The sequence below is a fragment of the Paraburkholderia rhynchosiae genome, assembly GCF_002879865.1.
GTDB classification, from domain to species: domain Bacteria; phylum Pseudomonadota; class Gammaproteobacteria; order Burkholderiales; family Burkholderiaceae; genus Paraburkholderia; species Paraburkholderia rhynchosiae.
Window position 1 is genome coordinate 19,760 of the sequence record NZ_PNXY01000017.1, and the last position, 18,784, is coordinate 38,543.

General features: G+C 63.8%; 11 protein-coding genes and 2 riboswitches. Of the genes, 8 read left to right on the forward strand and 3 right to left on the reverse strand.

From position 1 onward, the window contains the following. Positions 1-146: 146 nt before the first annotated feature. From C0Z16_RS22485 to C0Z16_RS22515, 7 genes are all read left to right on the forward strand, one after another. Positions 147-497 (forward strand): hypothetical protein, encoded by a 351-nt coding sequence (locus tag C0Z16_RS22485; RefSeq protein ID WP_102634289.1) that lies wholly within the window; start codon positions 147-149, stop codon positions 495-497. Positions 498-548: 51 nt separating this feature from the next. Next, positions 549-647, forward strand: a riboswitch (glycine riboswitch). 42 nt (positions 648-689) lie between these two features. Then, positions 690-841: riboswitch (glycine riboswitch) on the forward strand. Positions 842-921: 80 nt separating this feature from the next. Beyond that, the gene (gcvT, locus tag C0Z16_RS22490) at positions 922-2,040 is read left to right on the forward strand and encodes a glycine cleavage system aminomethyltransferase GcvT (RefSeq protein WP_102634290.1); all 1,119 of its coding nucleotides are present in this window, start codon (positions 922-924) and stop codon (positions 2,038-2,040) included. Between the two features lie 77 nt (positions 2,041-2,117). Beyond that, positions 2,118-2,498 carry a glycine cleavage system protein GcvH gene (gene gcvH / locus C0Z16_RS22495; RefSeq protein WP_102634291.1) on the forward strand — a complete coding sequence of 127 codons (381 nt, stop codon included), beginning with the start codon at positions 2,118-2,120 and terminating at the stop codon, positions 2,496-2,498. A gap of 67 nt (positions 2,499-2,565) precedes the next feature. Continuing rightward, a complete protein-coding gene (gcvP, locus tag C0Z16_RS22500) occupies positions 2,566-5,502 on the forward strand; it encodes an aminomethyl-transferring glycine dehydrogenase (RefSeq protein WP_102634292.1) in 2,937 nt (978 codons plus the stop codon). Between the two features lie 116 nt (positions 5,503-5,618). Further along, positions 5,619-6,749 carry an alginate lyase family protein gene (locus C0Z16_RS22505; protein ID WP_102634293.1) on the forward strand — a complete coding sequence of 377 codons (1,131 nt, stop codon included), beginning with the start codon at positions 5,619-5,621 and terminating at the stop codon, positions 6,747-6,749. Between the two features lie 28 nt (positions 6,750-6,777). Next, a complete protein-coding gene (locus C0Z16_RS22510; RefSeq protein ID WP_102634294.1) occupies positions 6,778-8,166 on the forward strand; it encodes an L-serine ammonia-lyase in 1,389 nt (462 codons plus the stop codon). Between the two features lie 237 nt (positions 8,167-8,403). After that, positions 8,404-10,122, forward strand: a complete 1,719-nt coding sequence (locus C0Z16_RS22515; RefSeq protein ID WP_102634295.1) for a thiamine pyrophosphate-binding protein — start codon at positions 8,404-8,406, stop codon at positions 10,120-10,122. Positions 10,123-10,215: 93 nt separating this feature from the next. On the opposite strand, the gene C0Z16_RS22520 is transcribed toward C0Z16_RS22515, so the two are convergent. Next, positions 10,216-11,364 (reverse strand): branched-chain amino acid ABC transporter substrate-binding protein, encoded by a 1,149-nt coding sequence (locus C0Z16_RS22520; RefSeq protein ID WP_102634296.1) that lies wholly within the window; start codon positions 11,362-11,364, stop codon positions 10,216-10,218. Between the two features lie 88 nt (positions 11,365-11,452). Continuing rightward, a complete protein-coding gene (gene putA, locus C0Z16_RS22525; protein ID WP_102634297.1) occupies positions 11,453-15,391 on the reverse strand; it encodes a trifunctional transcriptional regulator/proline dehydrogenase/L-glutamate gamma-semialdehyde dehydrogenase in 3,939 nt (1,312 codons plus the stop codon). A 306-nt stretch (positions 15,392-15,697) separates the two neighbouring features. Between putA and C0Z16_RS38230 the strand changes: the two genes are divergently transcribed. Next, positions 15,698-15,868, forward strand: coding sequence for a hypothetical protein (locus C0Z16_RS38230; RefSeq protein WP_167403552.1), 171 nt, complete (start codon positions 15,698-15,700; stop codon positions 15,866-15,868). Between the two features lie 339 nt (positions 15,869-16,207). On the opposite strand, the gene C0Z16_RS22530 is transcribed toward C0Z16_RS38230, so the two are convergent. Further along, on the reverse strand, positions 16,208-18,454 hold the full coding sequence (locus C0Z16_RS22530) for a primosomal protein N' (RefSeq protein WP_175130703.1): 2,247 nt from the start codon (positions 18,452-18,454) through the stop codon (positions 16,208-16,210). Between the last annotated feature and the right edge of the window lie 330 nt (positions 18,455-18,784).

Genomic DNA, 18,784 nt, shown 5'->3' on the forward strand with positions numbered 1-18,784 from the left:
CGCGAAATGCCGCGTCGGCAAAACTGACAAACCCGAAAGCAATATAACGTTACAAATGAGCCGGCCTTCCGGGTCAGCGTTCCTCCTCCGTGATCCGTTGCTACGCCTGAAGCACCGCAAAACCACAACGACTTCACGGAGAGTCCATGCCACATCCCATCCGCGCCCTCGCCGCATGCGCGTTGCTCAGCTCGCTCGCCGCCTGTGTGGTCGCACCGCAGTCCGCGCCGACGCCGCGCCCAAACCCGCAGCAAATCGCCGATAAACGTCTGCATCAGGTCGACGGCCGCATCGACAATCTCAGCCGCCGTATCGACAATCGCGTGAATCAAGGCTATTACCCACCACCGCAAGGCGACGCGTTGCATCATCGGCTGGATGTGATCCATCGCGAGGCACACGACATGGCCGGACAACACGGCGGAGGCTTATCCGCCGACGAACAGCGCGTGCTGAACCAGGAACTGGACAGCGCGGCGCATGCTATCGGTGAATAACGACAAGTAAGCCCTTTATTTGACAAGCCCCCGGGCCTCGCGTAAATTCGCCGCACGCGTCGGGAGAGCGCGCTGGCTGCTGAATTGGCAGGCCGCGCCGCCGAAGGGGCACACCCGCAAACTCTCAGGCAAAAGGACCGAACGCGTCGAAAAACCCGCGCCCACGTAGTACTCGCAACATCAAGGCGCAGTTTTTCGCACTCTGGAGAGCGGCAGTAGCCGTCTGCATCGCATATGTCGTGCAGATTCTGGCAAGCTGCCCACCGAAGGGGCGCGCGTTTCACCGTGACCAATCATCGTCACGGCAGCGCAATCTCTCAGGTATCGAGGACAGAGGGGCCATGCAGAACCACGCTCGCAGCCAGTAGGCCGCGAGGCGCGGCGCCGCATGGCCTTTTTTGTTTCGCGAGACGCCCGAGGCCCCATGACCGAACTCAAACACACTCCGCTCAACGCCACCCATCGCGCGCTCAACGCCCGCATGGTCGATTTCGGCGGCTGGGACATGCCCGTCAACTACGGCTCGCAGATCGACGAACACCGCGCCGTACGCACCGACGCGGGCATGTTCGACGTCTCGCACATGTGCGTCGTCGATTTCACCGGCGAGCGCGTGCGCGCCTTCTTTGAATACGCGCTGGCCAATAATGTGGCGAAGCTACAAACGCCGGGCCGCGCGCTGTACTCGTGCCTACTGAACCCGAACGGCGGCGTGATCGACGATCTCATCGTCTATTACTTCGGGGAAGAACATTTCCGCGTGGTGGTCAACGCGGGCACCGCCGATAAAGACATCGCGTGGTTCAACCAGCTCAACGAAGGTGGCTTCGGCCTGACCATCACGCCGCGCCGCGATTTCGCGATCGTCGCCGTGCAAGGCCCGAACGCGCGCGAGAAAGTCTGGCAAACCGTGCCGGTCATCCGCGCCGCCACCGAAGCGCTCAAGCCCTTTAACGCCGCGCGCATTGAAGCGACGCCGTTTGGCGAACTGACAGTCGCCCGCACCGGCTACACCGGCGAAGACGGCTTCGAGGTCATCGTGCCGGCGGATCACGTCGTCGCGTTGTGGAATGCGCTGCAAGCGCAAGGCGTACGCCCGGCCGGTCTCGGCGCGCGCGACACGCTGCGTCTCGAAGCCGGCATGAACCTGTACGGCCAGGACATGGACGACAACATCTCGCCGCTCGACGCCGGCCTTGCGTGGACCGTCGACCTCACCTCCCCGCGCGAGTTCGTCGGCAAGAGCAAGCTGGAAGTGGACGGGTCGCGCGCGGCGTTCGTCGGTCTGATCCTGTTGAAGGAAAACGGCAAGGCCGCAGGCGTGCTGCGCGCGCATCAGAAGGTCGTCACGCCGCATGGCGAAGGCGAAATCACCAGCGGCACCTTTTCCCCGACGATGCAGGAATCGATCGCCTTCGCGCGCGTGCCGAAAGGCGTGCAACCGGGCGACACCGTTCACGTGCAGATTCGTGACAAATCCGTTCCTGCAAGCGTGGTAAAACTGCCGTTCGTGCGCAACGGCAAAGTGCTCGTGGCGAGTTGAACCACTGCAAGCAGCCGGCGCGTGCGTCTCATTCCAGTCTTTAGTCCATACCGAATTACACCGCATAGGAGCATCCGATGAGCATCCCGGCCGATCTGAAATACACCGAATCGCACGAGTGGGTCCGCACCGAAGCGGACGGCACGCTGACGGTCGGCATTACCGACCACGCGCAGGAAGCGCTCGGCGACATCGTCTTCTTCGAAGTCCAGGAACTGGGCAAGACCGTGACCGCCGGCGACACGGTCGCGGTGATCGAATCGGTGAAAGCCGCTTCGGACATTTACGCGCCGGTTTCGGGCGAGATCATCGAAGCGAATACCGCTGTCGCCGATACGCCTGATTCGGTCAACAGCGCGCCGTACGAAAGCTGGCTCTTCAAGATCAAGCCGGCCGCGGACTCTACGCAAGAGCGCCTGATCGACGCCGACGCGTATACCAAGTCCATCGGCGCCTGATTCACATCTCGTTTAACCGTCAGGTGCGGCGGCCGCGAACATCGCGCGCCGCACCGCCAGGAACACCATGAAGCTCGAACACCCGGATCGTCTGATGAACCGCACTCCTCTCTCGCTCGCCGCGCTCGAAGTGCATGACGCCTTCGCTGAACGGCACATCGGCCCCGATGCGGCCGACCAGCATGCGATGCTGGAAGCCCTCGGCTTCGCGTCGCGCGCCGCGCTGATCGACGCCGTCATTCCGAAGACGATCCGCCGCACCGAACCACTGCCGCTCGGACCCTTCACGCAACCGAAGAGCGAAGCGGAAGCGCTTGCCGCGTTGCGCGAACTCGCGGACAAAAACCAGGTGTTCCGCTCGTACATCGGACAGGGTTATTACAACGCGCACACGCCGACGGTGATCCTGCGTAACGTGCTCGAGAATCCCGCGTGGTACACGGCCTACACGCCGTATCAGCCGGAGATTTCGCAAGGCCGCCTGGAAGCGCTGCTCAACTTCCAGCAGATGATCGTGGATCTGACGGGTCTCGCGATCTCGAACGCGTCGCTGCTCGACGAAGCCACCGCCGCGGCCGAAGCAATGACGCTGCTGCAACGCGTTGGCAAGCCGAAGTCGAATGTGTTCTTCGTCGCCGACGACGTGCTTCCGCAAACCATCGAAGTCGTGAGAACGCGCGCCACGCCGGTCGGCATCGAAGTGAAAGTTGGCCCCGCGGCCGAAGCCGCAAACGCAAATGCGTTCGGCGTGCTGCTGCAATATCCGGGCGTGAACGGCGACGTGCGCGACTACCGCGCGCTCACCGAAGCGATCCACGCAGCGGGCGGCCACGTGGTGGTCGCCGCCGACCTGCTCGCGCTGACCGTTCTCACGCCGCCGGGCGAATGGGGGGCGGACGTGGCCGTCGGCAATACGCAGCGCTTCGGCGTGCCGGTCGGCTTCGGCGGCCCGCATGCGGCATATCTCGCGGTGCGCGACGAATTCAAGCGCCAGATGCCGGGCCGTCTCGTCGGCGTAACCGTCGACGCGCAAGGCAACCCCGCACTGCGTCTCGCGCTGCAAACGCGCGAACAGCACATTCGCCGCGAAAAGGCGACGTCGAACGTGTGTACCGCGCAAGCGCTGCTCGCGATCATGGCCAGCATGTATGCGGTCTATCACGGCCCGCGCGGTCTGAAGACAATAGCGCTGCGTGTGAACCGTATCGCCGCGTTGCTGGCCGAGGGCGCGAAGCAGCTGGGCTACTCGCTCGTCAACGAAACCTTTTTCGATACGCTGACGTTCGACGCCGGCACGCGCACGCAAGCGCTGCACGACGCAGCGAAAGCGAAGCGCATCAACCTGCGCCGCGTGAGCGATACGCAAGTGGGCGTGTCGATCGACGAAACCACCTCGCGTCGCGATCTTTCCGATCTGCTGGCCGTGTTCGCCGAAGCCGCCGGCGCGAAAGGCGTGCCGCAGGTTGACACGCTCGACGCCGCCATCACGGCTTCGAATACGGCCTCGGTGCCCGCCGCGCTTGAACGCACGAGCGCGTATCTCACGCACCATGTGTTCAACCGTCATCATTCGGAAACGGAAATGCTGCGCTATCTGCGCAGCCTGTCGGACAAGGATCTCGCGCTTGACCGTTCGATGATCCCGCTCGGCTCGTGCACGATGAAGCTGAACGCGACCTCCGAAATGCTGCCGGTCACGTGGCCTGAGTTCGGCCAGATTCATCCGTTCGCGCCGGCTGAGCAAACCGTCGGCTACCGTGAAATGATCGATCAGCTCGAAGCGATGCTGGTCGCCGCAACCGGCTACGCAGCGGTGTCGCTACAACCGAATGCGGGCTCGCAGGGCGAATACGCGGGTCTGTTGATCATCCACGCATACCATGCGTCGCGCGGCGAAGCGCATCGCAACGTCTGCCTGATTCCCGCTTCGGCGCACGGCACGAACCCGGCGTCCGCGCAAATGGCCGGCATGCAGGTCGTGGTGGTGGCCTGCGACGCGCAAGGCAACGTCGATATTGAAGACCTGAAGAAGAAGGCCGATCAGCACGCCGACAAGCTCGCGGCGATCATGATCACGTATCCGTCCACGCATGGCGTGTTCGAGCAGAACGTCCGCGAAATTTGCGAGATCGTGCATGCGCGCGGCGGCCAGGTCTATGTGGACGGCGCGAACATGAACGCGATGGTCGGCCTGACCGCGCCGGGCCAGTTCGGCGGCGACGTCTCGCACCTGAACCTGCACAAGACCTTCTGTATTCCGCACGGCGGCGGCGGACCGGGCGTCGGTCCGGTCGCGGTCGGCGCGCATCTCGCACCGTTTCTGCCGAATCAGCTTTCGTCGGGCTATGAGCGCGCGCCGAACGGCATCGGTGCAGTGTCGGGCGCGCCGTATGGCTCCGCGTCGATCCTGCCAATCTCGTGGATGTATATCGCGATGATGGGCGCGAAGAACCTCACCGCTGCAACCGAAACCGCGATCCTCAATGCGAACTACGTCGCGAAGAAACTCGCGCCGCATTATCCGGTGCTGTACTCGGGCCCCGGCGGACTCGTCGCGCATGAGTGCATTCTCGATCTGCGTCCGATCAAGGACACGAGCGGCATCACCGTGGACGATGTCGCCAAGCGCCTCGCCGACTACGGCTTCCATGCGCCGACCATGAGCTTTCCGGTGCCGGGCACGCTGATGGTCGAGCCGACCGAATCGGAATCGAAGGAAGAACTCGACCGCTTCATCGAAGCGATGATTGCGATTCGCGAGGAAATTCGCGCTGTCGAAGAAGGCCGCTCGGACCGCGAGGACAATCCGCTGAAGCACGCGCCGCATACGGCAGCCGTCGTGATCGCGGATGAGTGGAAGCATGCGTACGCGCGCGAAACGGCTGCATATCCGCTGCCCACGTTGATCGCGAAGAAGTACTGGCCGCCGGTCGGTCGCGCGGACAACGTGTATGGCGACCGCAACCTGTTCTGTTCCTGCGTGCCGGTTGCCGATTACGAGTAATACCTGGCGTTGCCGCGCATCGCCCGCGCGTTGTAAGCGGGCGGTGCACGGTTCTGTCGCTTCACGCCGCAAACGGCTAACATCACACACCGAATCAGCCCAACGAGGAGTTTCGCATGGTGCGAAAGGTGCGATTGATGCAAAGCGCGGCCGAGGCAACGCGAGTACAGACGTGGCGGCAAGCCTGCGTGTTGCTGCTCGCCGGCGCAAGCGTGTTGCTGCCGATGCGGCAAGCTCAGGCCGCGATGAATTTTTGTGCGGCACCCGCATGGCAAACCAGCGAGCGCACGAACGCCGATCCGGGCGTCAAGGCATTGGTGAGCAATGTGCTGGCGCATCTGAACGACCAGCCGCACGCGCAGGTCAAACTGCACACCGAAGGCACGCTGCAGCACGAGGGCATCTACGATCAGAGCGTCGAAGCGGAGAAGGATCTCGCTTTGCTGCGCGACGCCGCGCTTGCCTGGCGTGCCACCAGCGACGACCGCTACCTGAAGCTGGTTGACCGCTTGCTGTATGCATGGGTCACGACCTATCAGCCGAGCTTCAATCCCATCGACGAAACGCATTTCGAAGGGCTGATTCTCGCGTACGACATGACCGCGAGCGCACTGCCCGTGAAAACGCGCAACGCGTCGATGGCGTTCCTCACGAAGCTCGCGAACGGCTATATCGCGGAGATCGACGATCAGCCGCGTCCTTTGAAAGGCACTTACCGGAACAATTGGCAGAGCCACCGGATCAAACTGATAGCGATGGCCGCCTTCACGCTCGACAACCGCAAGATGATCAACGCGGCGCAGCGTCTCTTTGTCGAGCATGTCGGCGACAACATCAAGCCGGATGGTTCGACGATCGATTTCACCGAACGTGACGCGCTGCACTACGTCACGTACGATCTCCAGCCGCTCGTCACGGCCGCGCTCGCCGCGCGCCGCCACAGCCGCAACTGGCTGCCGGAGAAGGGCGCGAACGGCGCGTCGCTGCAAGCCGCGCTCAACTGGCTCGCGCCGTATGCAGCGGGCAGCAAGACGCATGAGGAATTCGTGCATTCGAGCGTCGCATTCGACGCAAAACGTCGCGAAGCCGGCATGCCCGGTTATTCGGGTCAGTGGGATCCGAATAACGCGACGGAACTGTTTCATCTGGCGGCGCGTCTCGACGGACGCTATACGCCGATCGCGCTACAGCTTGCACCGACGCCGCCTGCGTGGCTGGCCGTGTGTTTGCCGATGCCGGCGCGCTAAACCAACTTTCATCAGCAGGGAGCAGTAAATGGCAGTCAGCGTGTTTGATCTCTTTAAGATCGGCATTGGTCCGTCAAGTTCGCATACGGTCGGGCCGATGCGCGCGGCGCTGATGTTCGCGCAAGGGCTCGAACGTGACGGGCTGCTTGCGAACACCGCGTCGGTGAAAGTCGATCTGTATGGGTCGCTCGGCGCGACGGGCAAAGGGCACGGCACGGATCGCGGCGTGATGCTCGGTCTGATGGGCGACGCGCCAGACACCGTCGACCCCGACACCATCGCGCAACGGCTCGAAGCCGTGCGCGCCACGCGCAAGCTCGCATTGCTCGGCACGCATGAAGTGCCGTTCGTGCAGAAGGATCACATTTCGTTTTACCGGCAGGCGCTGCCCGAACATCCGAACGGGCTCAAGCTGCGCGCGTTCGACGCGCAAGGCGAGACGTTGCGCGAGTCGACGTATCTGTCGGTGGGCGGCGGCTTTGTGGTGACGGCCGGCGCAGCGAACACGAGGGTGCTCGCCGCCGTCGATCAATTGCCGCATTCGTTCCGCACGGGCAATGAGTTGCTCGCGCTGTGCGAATCGACCGGCAAAAGCATCGCGCAATTGATGTGGGAAAACGAGCGCGTCTGGCATACCGAAGAAGAAACGCGTGCGGGCCTGCTGAAGATCTGGGATGTCATGCAGTCATGTGTGTCGCGCGGCTGCGGCATCAACAATCCGGATGCGGACGGCAATTTGCCCGGCCCGTTCCAGGTGAAGCGCCGTGCGCCGCAGTTGTATCGCACACTGTCGGGCAACCCTGAGCTTGCGCTGCGCGATCCGCTGTCGATGGTCGACTGGATCAATCTCTATGCAATTGCCGTCAATGAAGAAAACGCCGCGGGCGGTCGGGTCGTCACTGCGCCGACCAACGGCGCGGCCGGCATCATTCCCGCTGTGCTGCATTACTACACGCGCTTCATGCCCGGCTCGAACCAGCAAGGCGTGATCGACTTCCTGATGACGGCCGCCGCGATCGGCATTCTGTACAAGCTGAACGCGTCGATTTCCGGTGCGGAGGTGGGCTGTCAGGGCGAAGTGGGCGTCGCATGCTCGATGGCTGCCGGCGCGCTCGCCGCGGTGATGGGCGGTACGCCGAGGCAGGTCGAAAACGCGGCGGAGATCGGCATGGAGCATAACCTCGGGCTCACGTGCGATCCGGTCGGCGGCATGGTGCAGATTCCGTGCATCGAGCGCAATGCGATGGCGTCGGTGAAGGCGGTCAACGCGGCGCGTATGGCGTTGCGCGGCGACGGCAGTCATTACGTGTCGCTCGATTCGGTCATCAAGACCATGCGCGAGACCGGTGCGGATATGAAGACGAAGTACAAGGAAACCTCGCGCGGCGGATTGGCGGTGAATATCGTCGAGTGTTGATTGGTGGATGCTGGATGCTGAATGCCGCGTGTTCTGCGGCGTACGAAACGCGGGCCTTCGGGTCCGCGTTTTTTATTTGCGCATTTGTGGATCGCGCCCGCTGCGTGAGCACGCATTGCGCTGCGCCGTGACACTGAGCGCGCTGTCGGCGTAAGCTGTTGAAGCGCCGGTCGGCTGACTGTCCAGTCGATGCGGCAACGTCACCGCACTCATGTACAGCCTGGAGACCTCATCGCAATGTCGCTGCCGAACGCTCCCGTTTCTGATACTGCCGCCGCTCGAACCACTGGCGCGCGCCTCGTAGTCGATGCTTTGCTCACGCACGGTGTTGAGCGTGTTTTCTGCGTGCCCGGCGAGAGCTTTCTCGCGGTGCTCGATTCGTTGCATGACGAGACTGAGGGCATCCAGACGATCGTCTGCCGCCATGAAGCAGCGGCCGCAAATATGGCGGAAGCAGTGGGCAAGCTGACCGGACGGCCGGGCGTCGCGCTCGTCACGCGAGGACCGGGTGCAACGCATGCATCGATCGGCGTGCACACCGCGTTTCAGGACTCGACACCGATGATTCTGCTAATCGGCCAATGCGCGCGCGAGCATCTCGATCGCGAGGCTTTTCAGGAGATCGACTATCGGCGCATGTTCGGTCAGATGGCGAAATGGGTCGCGCAGATCGACGATCCGAAACGCATTCCCGAGTATCTGAGCCATGCGTTTCACACGGCGACATCAGGAAGGCCGGGGCCGGTGGTGTTGTCATTGCCCGAAGATGTCTTGAGCGATGCATGCGACGTCGTGCCCGGCGCACCGGCTTATCAGCGCGTCGCCGCGTCGCCGTCAACGGCGCAGATCGGCAAGCTACGGGAGTTGCTGGAAAGCGCGCAACGGCCGATGGTCATCGCGGGCGGCAGCGGTTGGACGCCCGACGCATGCGCGGACTTGCAACGCTTTGTCGAGAACTGGCAATTGCCGATCGGCCTCGCGTTCCGCTTTCAGGACACGCTCGATAACGAGCATCCGAACTATGCCGGCGATGTCGGCCTCGGCATCAATCCGGCGCTGGCACAGCGTATCCGCGACGCCGACCTGCTGCTCGCGCTTGGGCCGCGCCTCGGCGAGGCGACGACCAATGGCTACACGCTGCTCGACATCCCGAAGACGAAGCAGACGCTGGTTCACGTGCACCAGGGCGCGGAAGAGTTGGGACGCGTTTATGCCGCCGATTTGCCGATCGTCTCCGGCATGCCGGAACTCGCGACGGCGCTAGCGGCGTTAAAGCCTTCTGCCGACAAGCTGACCTGGGCGGGCGCTGCGCAAGAAGCGCATCGCGCGTATCTCGACTGGCGCAAACCTCGTCCGATTCCGGGCGACGTGCAGATGGGCGAAGTCATCCAGCAGTTGCGCGCGCATCTTCCCGACGACGCGATTCTGACTAACGGCGCGGGCAATTACGCGACGTGGTTGCATCGGCACTTTTCGTATCGTCACTACCGCTCGCAACTTGCGCCCACGAGCGGCGCCATGGGCTACGGTGTGCCGGCGGCGATCGCGGCGAAGTCGATGTATCCGCAGCGCGCGGTGGTCGCGCTGGCCGGCGACGGCTGCTTCATGATGGCTGCGCAAGAACTCGCGACGGCGATGCAGTACGACCTGCATGTGCTGTTCATCGTCGTGAACAACGGCCACTTTGGCACGATCCGCATGCATCAGGAGCGGCATTATCCGAACCGCGTGCACGGCACAGGACTTACGAATCCGGACTTTGCGGCGTTCGCGAGATCGTTCGGCGCGCATGGCGAAACCGTTGAACGCACCGAAGATTTCCTGCCGGCGTTGCAGCGTTCACTGGAAGCGAAGCGCGCGGCGGTGATCGAGATCAGGATGCCGCAGGAGGCGAGCACGCCTGGCGCGACGTTAGAGCAGATCCGCGAGCAGGGGAGGAAGTTGCGAGGGGAGTAATTGCAAAGTTCCGGGCACCTGGCGCAGCCGCGCGAACCATAAAAAACCCCGCCGAAGCGGGGTCCTGACGTCAAAGCTCGCTGCAAAAACAGCTTACTTGCCGCCCACGCTTTGCAGCGTCGTCCACTTGCCGTCGACAACCTTGTACAGCGTGATGCCGCCGTTCTTCAGGTCGCCCTTGCCGTCGTACGAGAGGTTCGACGACGTCACAGCGGGCATCGACGTCTTCGCGAGCACCGGCAGATACTTCGCCGGATCCGTCGAGTTCGCCTTCTTCATTGCGTTGAACATCGCCATTGCGCCGTCGTACGCGTACGGCGAGTACGTTTGCACGTCTTCGTTGAAACGCTTCTTGTACTTCGCGACGTAGTCCTTGCCGCCCGGCATTTCTTCCAGCGGCAGGCCGGCGAGCGATGCCACCGTGCCGTTCGCTGCGTCGCCCGCAATCTGGATGAACGTCGGCGTGTGAACCATTTCGCCGCCCATCAGCGGCGCCTTGATGCCGAGCGCCTTCATCTGTTTGACCATCGGCGCGGCTTGCGAATCTGCACCGCCGTAATAGATCAGATCCGGATTCACTGCCTTCAACTTGGTCAGGATCGACTTGAAGTCCACGGCCTTGTCGTTCGTGTATTCACGATCGACGATCGTGCCGCCCGCTGCCTTCGCCGCCTTTTCGAACTGATCGGCAAGACCCTGGCCGTAAGCCGTGCGGTCGTCAACGATCACGATCTTCTTCACGCCCAAGGTCTTGACCGCGAACGTGCCGGCGACCGAACCTTGCTGCGTGTCGGACGTCATCATGCGGAACGTGGTCTTGAAGCCTTGCTGCGTGTATTCAGGCGCCGTCGCCATCGCGATTTCAGGAATGCCCGCGTTCGCGTAGATGCGCGAAGCCGGAATCGTCGTGCCTGAGTTGAAGTGGCCGAGCATGCCCTTGATGCCTTCGTCCACCAGCTTTTGCGCGACGGTGGTGCCGGTGCGCGGGTCAGCCTGATCGTCGGCCGCGTCGAGCACGAAGCGAACCTGCTTGCCGCCGATCACCGGCTTGGTGGCGTTCATGTCTTCCACTGCCAGCGTGATGCCGTTCTGGAAGTCCTTGCCGTAGTGCGCCTGCGCGCCCGTCATCGGACCGGCGAAACCGATCTTCACGTCTTCCGTCGATTGAGCATTGGCCGTCCCCGCCAGCGACATCGCCGCAACCAGCGCTGCGCCTGCCAGCTGTTTCATCTTGTGTTGCATATCTTCTCCTTGGTACCAGGTGTGGATGGAGCGGTTTTCGGGATCGCCGTACCGCTTCCGTTCTATTGAGGAAATCGATGAGGTTCGCTCAACCGATCGTCATCAAATTCGCATTACCGCCTGCGGCTGCTGTATTCACGCTGACCGAGCGCTCCGTCAACAGACGCTCGAGCGCGTAGTCTTCATCGCCGCTTTCCAACGCACGCGACGCGGCGCCTTGCACTGACACGATCGGCCCGGGGCGCTTCGCCACTTCCTTCACCAGCGTCAGCAGTTCGTCGCTATCGCCTTCGAACAACACGGCGTCGAAAGGCGTATCGGCGTTATTGCGCGCGCTCGCGTATGACTTCAGCGAGGCGGGCAATTGCGCCACCAATTGTTCACCAGCAGCGCCATCGAACAACGCTCGATTTCCCGTAGCCAGCGCCGCGGCAAACTGCACGCGCGCGCCGCTCGCCGTCGACGCAATACACAGCACCGTGCCGCGTGCGCCCAGCGTGTAGGTGTTGCGCTCGCCGGTCGGCCCCGAGAGAACCGCGGTCGCGCCCGCCGGCATATGCGACAGATAACCGTCGCAGCGCGCCGCCAGTTGCGGCTCGCGTTCGGCGATCAGCCAGTCGCGCAGCGCGCTCAGCGCAGCGGACGGATTGTCACCCTTTTCGACGGCTTGCGGTACATCCGCGACAAGCGCCTGCGCAAGCGACTTCGGCAAGCCCGCCGGACGCGTCGCCAGCAAGCGTTGCAGATAGAGCGCGCCGCCGGCCTTCGGGCCCGTGCCCGACAGACCTTCGCCGCCGAACGGCTGCACACCGACCACCGCGCCGATTACGTTGCGGTTCACATAGATGTTGCCGACGTGCGCGCGGCTGATCACGTGAGCGATGGTTTCGTCGATCCGCGTATGGATGCCGAGCGTCAAGCCATAACCCGTCGCGCGGATCTGTTCGAGCAGCGTATCGAGTTGGCTGCGGCGGTAACGCACCACATGCAGCACCGGGCCGAACACTTCACGCTTCAGTTCGTCGATGCTGTCGAGCTCGATCAGCGTCGGCGGCACGAACGTTCCGGCGGCGCAGTTCTCCGGCACCGGCAGTTGCTCGACCTTGCGGCCTTTCTCGCGCATTGCCGCGATATGCGCGTCGATACCGCGCTTCGCTTCGACATCGATCACCGGGCCGACGTCGGTCGACAGACGGTCCGGATTACCCACGGTCAGTTCGCGCATCGCGCCCGTCAGCATTTCGAGCGTGCGGTCCGCGACGTCGTCCTGCAAGCAGAGCACGCGCAGCGCCGAACAACGTTGACCGGCCGAATCGAACGACGACTGCATCACGTCCGCCACCACCTGCTCCGCGAGCGCCGACGAATCGACGATCATCGCGTTCTGACCGCCCGTTTCGGCGATCAGCGGAATCGGCTTGCCTTCCGGATCGAGACGGCTCGACAGCGTCTTGTTGATCAGACGCGCGACTTCCGTCGAACCGGTGAACATCACAGCACGCGTGCGCGCATCGCCCACCAACGCAGCGCCAACCGTTTCGCCGTCGCCCGGCAGCAGTTGCACGGCGCCCGCCGGCACGCCGGCTTCGCGCAGAATGCGCACGGCTTGCGCGGCGATCAGCGGCGTTTGCTCGGCCGGCTTCGCGAGAACGGTGTTGCCGGCAGCGAGTGCGGCCGCCACCTGACCCATGAAAATCGCGAGCGGGAAATTCCACGGGCTGATACAGACGACCGGCCCAAGTGGTCGATGCGTGTCGTTCGAAAACTCACTGCGAATCTGCGTGGAGTAGTAGCGCAGGAAGTCGATCGCTTCGCGGATTTCCGACACCGCGTTGGCGAGCGATTTACCCGCTTCGCGCACGACCAGCCCCATCAGCGTATGCATCTGCGCTTCGAGCAGATCAGCGGCACGCGCGAGGCAATCGGCGCGCGCTTCGACCGGCGTCGCCTGCCAGATCGGCGCGGCGGCAACCGCGTGCGCCAATGCCGCGCTCACATGCTCCGCGCTCGCTTCGACAACCGTGCCGACGAGATCCCGATGATCCGCCGGATTGCGCACGTCCCGCGCATTGCCCGGGGCGACCTGATCGTCGGCGAGCATCGGCGCGGCACGCCACGGATGATTCGCGCTCGCCAGCAACGCCGACGACAGCGACGCCAGACGATGCTCGTTCGACAGATCGAGACCCATCGAATTGGGGCGCTCGGCGCCGTACAGATTGCGCGGCAGCGGAATCTTCGCGTGAGGCGCGCCGAGCGGGACGATCTTCGACGCTTCTTCGACCGGATCGGCGATCAGGTCCTGAATCGCGACGTTTTCATCGGCGATGCGATTCACGAACGACGTATTCGCGCCGTTCTCCAGCAGACGGCGCACGAGATATGCGAGCAGCGTTTCATGGGTGCCGACCGGCGCGTACACGCGGCACGGACGGTTCAGCTTTCCAGCGGACAACGGACCGGTGACTTCCTCGTACAGCGGCTCACCCATGCCATGCAGGCACTGGAATTCGTACTGACCGGGATAGTAGTTGTTGCCGGCAAGATGATAAATCGCCGACAGCGTGTGCGCGTTGTGCGTGGCGAACTGAGGATAGACCGCGTCCGGCGCGCCGAGCAGCTTCTTCGCGCACGCGAGGTACGACACGTCCGTATAAATCTTGCGTGTGTAGACCGGATAGCCTTCGAGGCCGTCCACTTGCGCACGCTTGATTTCGGTGTCCCAGTATGCACCCTTCACGAGGCGCACCATGATGCGGTGACGGCTACGGCGCGCGAGATCGACAATGTAGTCGATCACGAACGGGCAGCGCTTCTGATACGCCTGCACCACGAAACCGATACCGTTCCAGCCGGCCAGCTCCGGATCGAAGCACAGTGCTTCCAGCAGATCGAGCGAGATTTCGAGGCGGTCGGCTTCTTCGGCGTCGATATTCAGGCCAATGTCGTAGCGGCGCGCGAGGATCGCGAGCGAGCGCACACGCGGCAGCAGTTCGCTCATCGTGCGTTCCTGCTGCGAACGGGAGTACCGCGGATGCAGCGCCGAGAGCTTGATCGAGATGCCTGGACCTTCGTAGATGCCGCGGCCGCCGGCGGCCTTGCCGATTGCGTGGATCGCCTGCTCGTATGACGCGTAGTAGCGCTGCGCGTCGGCTTCGGTCGTGGCGGCTTCGCCGAGCATGTCGTACGAGTAGCGGAAACCGCGCGCTTCGTATTTGCGGCTGTTCGCCAGCGCTTCCGAAATGTTCTCGCCCGTAACGAACTGCTCGCCCATCAGGCGCATTGCCATGTCCACGCCCTTGCGGATCAGCGGCTCGCCGCCCTTGCCGATCAAGCGCGTGAGCGCCGACGAGAGGTTCGTCTCGCTGTTGGTCGTGACCAGCTTGCCGGTGATCATCAAGCCCCAGGTCGCGGCATTGACGAACAGCGACGGTGCCTGGCCGACGTGCGATTTCCAGTCGCCCTTGCTGATCTTGTCGCGGATCAGTGCGTCGCGCGTCGCGCGATCGGGGATGCGCAGCAAGGCTTCGGCGAGGCACATCAGCGCGACACCTTCCTGGCTCGACAGCGAGAATTCGTGGATCAGCCCTTCGACGCCACCGCCACGGCTCTTGCCGCGCAGCGTTTCAACGAGCTTGCCGGCGAGCGTTTGCACGTCGTCGGCGAGCTTGGTCGGCACGCGCGCCTGGCCGAGCAGGAGCGGCAGGCATTCCGGCTCCGGCCGACGATAAGCCGCCGTGATCGCCGCGCGCAACACCGATTGCGGTTGCACGTTTTGCGCGAAGTCGAGGAACGGATGCGCGGCACCGTCCTCGTCCTGTTCGACTGACGCGCCGTCGGCCATATCGGCCGAACCGACCGCGCCCGACAGTTCCGGCGGCAGTTGGCCCTGCTCGATCTTCTCCAGGTACGCGAAAATCGCCTGCTTGATGAGCCAGTGCGGAGTGCGTTCGAGGCGGGTGGCGGCATCTCTCAGCCGGGAACGCAGGAGGTCGTCGACCTTGACGCCAAGGGTGGTGCTAGCCATGTTTCCTCTTCGGATGCCAGACGAAGTGCTGGCAAAAGACTAAAAGTTGGGCGAATCGTACGCTTCTCAATAAAAAGGTGCAACCGCAACGCGCGCACGGTTGCACCTTCATGAAACCCTTATTAGACGGGGCTTTGCGCCGGGTGGCGCCGCCCGCGGAAGTGGCGGCAAGGATCGGTGTTTTCCCTGGCGTGATTCTTTTACGTCGAACCCTTATCAAAGCTGGCGGCGCGCCGTTATAGAACACATAGCGGGCGCGCTCTCACGGCGCGCATAAAAACGGTAGCGGGTTTGAGGACAGGCGAAATGGAAAAGTGGCTGATCGTATTGGGCATCTGGGCGATGTGCGCGACCTGCGCTGTGCTGTTCATCCGTGGCGCGACCGGCCGTTCGGGCAAAGGTGCGACTTCCGAAGGACGCGCACGCGCGACGTCGAACGCATCGGCAGGCGAGGGGCGGGCTGCACTGAACGATTGAGCGCAACGGCTGACAACGGCTGACTTTAGCCGCGGGAGTTTCAGGCGCCTTTGCCGGCCGCCAGTGCTCGGAATGCGAAGAAGTGAACACTGCGAGATCCACCATGCTTTGCTCCAGCGACTACCGGTCTTCCGCGCGTTATCGGCAACTCGCGCCGCGCGGCGCGCATGCTTCCTCGCGTGCATCGGCGGTGTTGGGAACGCGGACCGCCACGCGCGTCGCGATTCCTGCCGCGAGCTATTCGAATACCGTGCGAGCGCGCGCACGGACCGCGCGCAGCCGGTGTCGATATTGATGGTTTAGTCTGCCGCGCAGATGGAAAGCGGCGTCACGCAGGGCTCAGATATCGAGCGGATCGACTTCAAGATTCCAGCGCAGCACGCCCTTCAGGCCGCGCAGCAACGGCTGCCACGCTCGTAAAGTGGCCTGCAGCGCGGCCCGCGAAGCGCTTTCGATCAGCAACTGCGCGCGGTGCACGTGCATGACCTTGACGATGGTGAGCGGCACGGCGTCATAGACGGTCACGCGTTCGGCGGCGGCGATCCCCGTCAGCTCGGCGGCGGCCTGCTGTAGAAAGGCGAGCGCGGCTTCGAGCGTGCGGCCCTCCGCCCTCAGCAACGCCTGGTAGACGAACGGCGGCAAGTGCGCGTCGCGCCGCTCGGCGAGCGTCGAATTGGCAAAGCCGACGTAATCGTGACGCCCAAGCGCGTGATAAAGCGCATGGCGCGGATAACGGGTTTGCACCAGCACCTCGCCGGGCAAACCGCCCCGGCCGGCTCGGCCGCTTACCTGCATCAGTTGCGCAAAAAGGCGCTCGCTCGCGCGAAAGTCGTGGGAAAACAGCGCGGTGTCGGCGTTCAACACGCCCACTAGCGAAACGCGCTGAAAGTCGTGCCCCTTCGCGATCATCTGCGTGCCGACGAGAATGTCGACTTCGCCGGCGTGCACATCGGAAAAGAGCGCCTGCGCGCTGCCTTTACGGCGCGTGCTGTCGGCATCGATGCGCAGCACGCGGGCACCCGGCACGGCGCTCGCCAGCGTTTCTTCGACGCGTTGGGTGCCGCGGCCCATCGGCGCGATGTCAACATTGCCGCACTCAGGGCACGAGCGCGGAATGCGCGACTCCCAGCCGCAGTGGTGGCAACGCAGCGCGCGCTCGGGCTTATGTAGCACGACATACGCACTGCAACGCGGACAGCCGGCGACCCAGCCGCACGCATCGCAGGCGAGCTGCGGCGCGTAGCCTCGCCGGTTCAGAAACACGAGGCTCTGCTCGCCGCGCTCGAGCCGCGTCTTCAGCGCTGCGACCAACGGCCCCGACAAACCTTCCACCGATGCACGCCCACGCCGCCGTTCGTCTTCGAGATCGATCAGCCGGACGGTGGGCAGCACGGCGTCGGCGACCGCGCGGCGCGACAAGGTGAGCCGCTTGTAGCGTCCCTGATCGGCCTGCCACCAGCTCTCCAGCGACGGCGTAGCGGACCCGAGCACCACCGGCAGGGCGAGCTGCTTCGCGCGGTAGATGGCCAGATCGCGCGCCGAATAGCGCAAACCTTCCTGCTGCTTGTAAGCCGGATCGTGCTCTTCATCGACGACGATAATGGCGAGCCGCGGCAGCGACGCGAGCACCGCGAGGCGCGTGCCCAGCACGATTCGCGCGCGGCCCGTGTGTGCCGCGAACCAGCTTCGGGCGCGTTCGCCTTCCGCGAGACCGCTGTGCAGCGTGACGATCGCGGTATCCGCGAGCGCGGCGAAGCGCGCGCGGAACGCCGCCTCGAACTGCGGTGTCAGGTTGATTTCCGGCACGAGTACGAGCGCTTGGGCGTCGGGGTTCGCGGCAAGAATCTCGGCGAGCGCGCGCAAATACACTTCGGTCTTGCCACTGCCTGTCACGCCGTGCAGAAGGAACGGCGCAAAGCCGCGCGCATCGCGGATCGCTTCGACGGCGGCGGCCTGTTCGTCGGTGAGTGTGGGGAGCGTTTGCGGCGGCGTTGCCGTCGATGCCGGCGCCGGCAGCACCGTGGCTGCTTCGACCACATCGAGCGTTACCCAACCTTCGGCTTGCCATGCGATGAGTGTGGCGATGGCCTTCGGGTGAAGCGCGCGAGCGTCGGCGGCGGTGAGAAACTCCGTGGCAGCAAGCGCCTGCGCCAGGTTCCTGAGCGCACTGGCGCGTGCCGGCAACGCATCGGGCAAAGCGGTGCGGCCTTCCGGCGTCAGCTTGTAACGCTCTTCCGGCGCGAGCAGACGCGGCCAGCGAGAGGCGTCGCGCAGCGCCTGCGGCAGCGCCGGCAACGCAACTTCACCAAGGCCGCGTTGGTAGTAATCGGCGGCGAAGGTGGCGAGCGCCAGCCATTCGGCCGAGACCGGCGGACACGCGTTGCAAATGCTGTCGACGTTGCGCAGACGGTCAGCGGCAAGGTCGCTCTGGGCGGTCACTTCGCAGACGAGCCCCACCACGTGGCGCTTGCCAAACGGCACGCTGACCAGCATGCCAGGCGCGGCGGGCTGCGGCGCATCCCAGCGGTAATCGAACAAGGTCGGCAGCGGGTGATCCAATGCGACGCGGACGAACATTTCACTCATTCGGCAGCGCGGACTTTCGGATACTCGGATGGCAAAAAAGAAGCGTCGTAGCGTCGCAGCGCGCGGTCGCCGTCGCGCGGCAATGCGCGGCCCCGTCGAAGTTAAAGTAAAACTTCAATTTCGGCGCTAAGTTTTGGATTCGGCTGAACAAATGTGTCGACCCCGTCTGCCTGTGGATAACTTTGTTGAGAACTTCGCTCCCACGGCCCGGGAACCGCGCCGCAGCGGCCTTCTGTGGGGTTCCACACACTTCTCGCAAAGGCCGCCAAACCCTTGCCAGACAAGGCTGAGATCAAATGCGCCCGCACTGTGCAAGGGTCGGGACGCGAC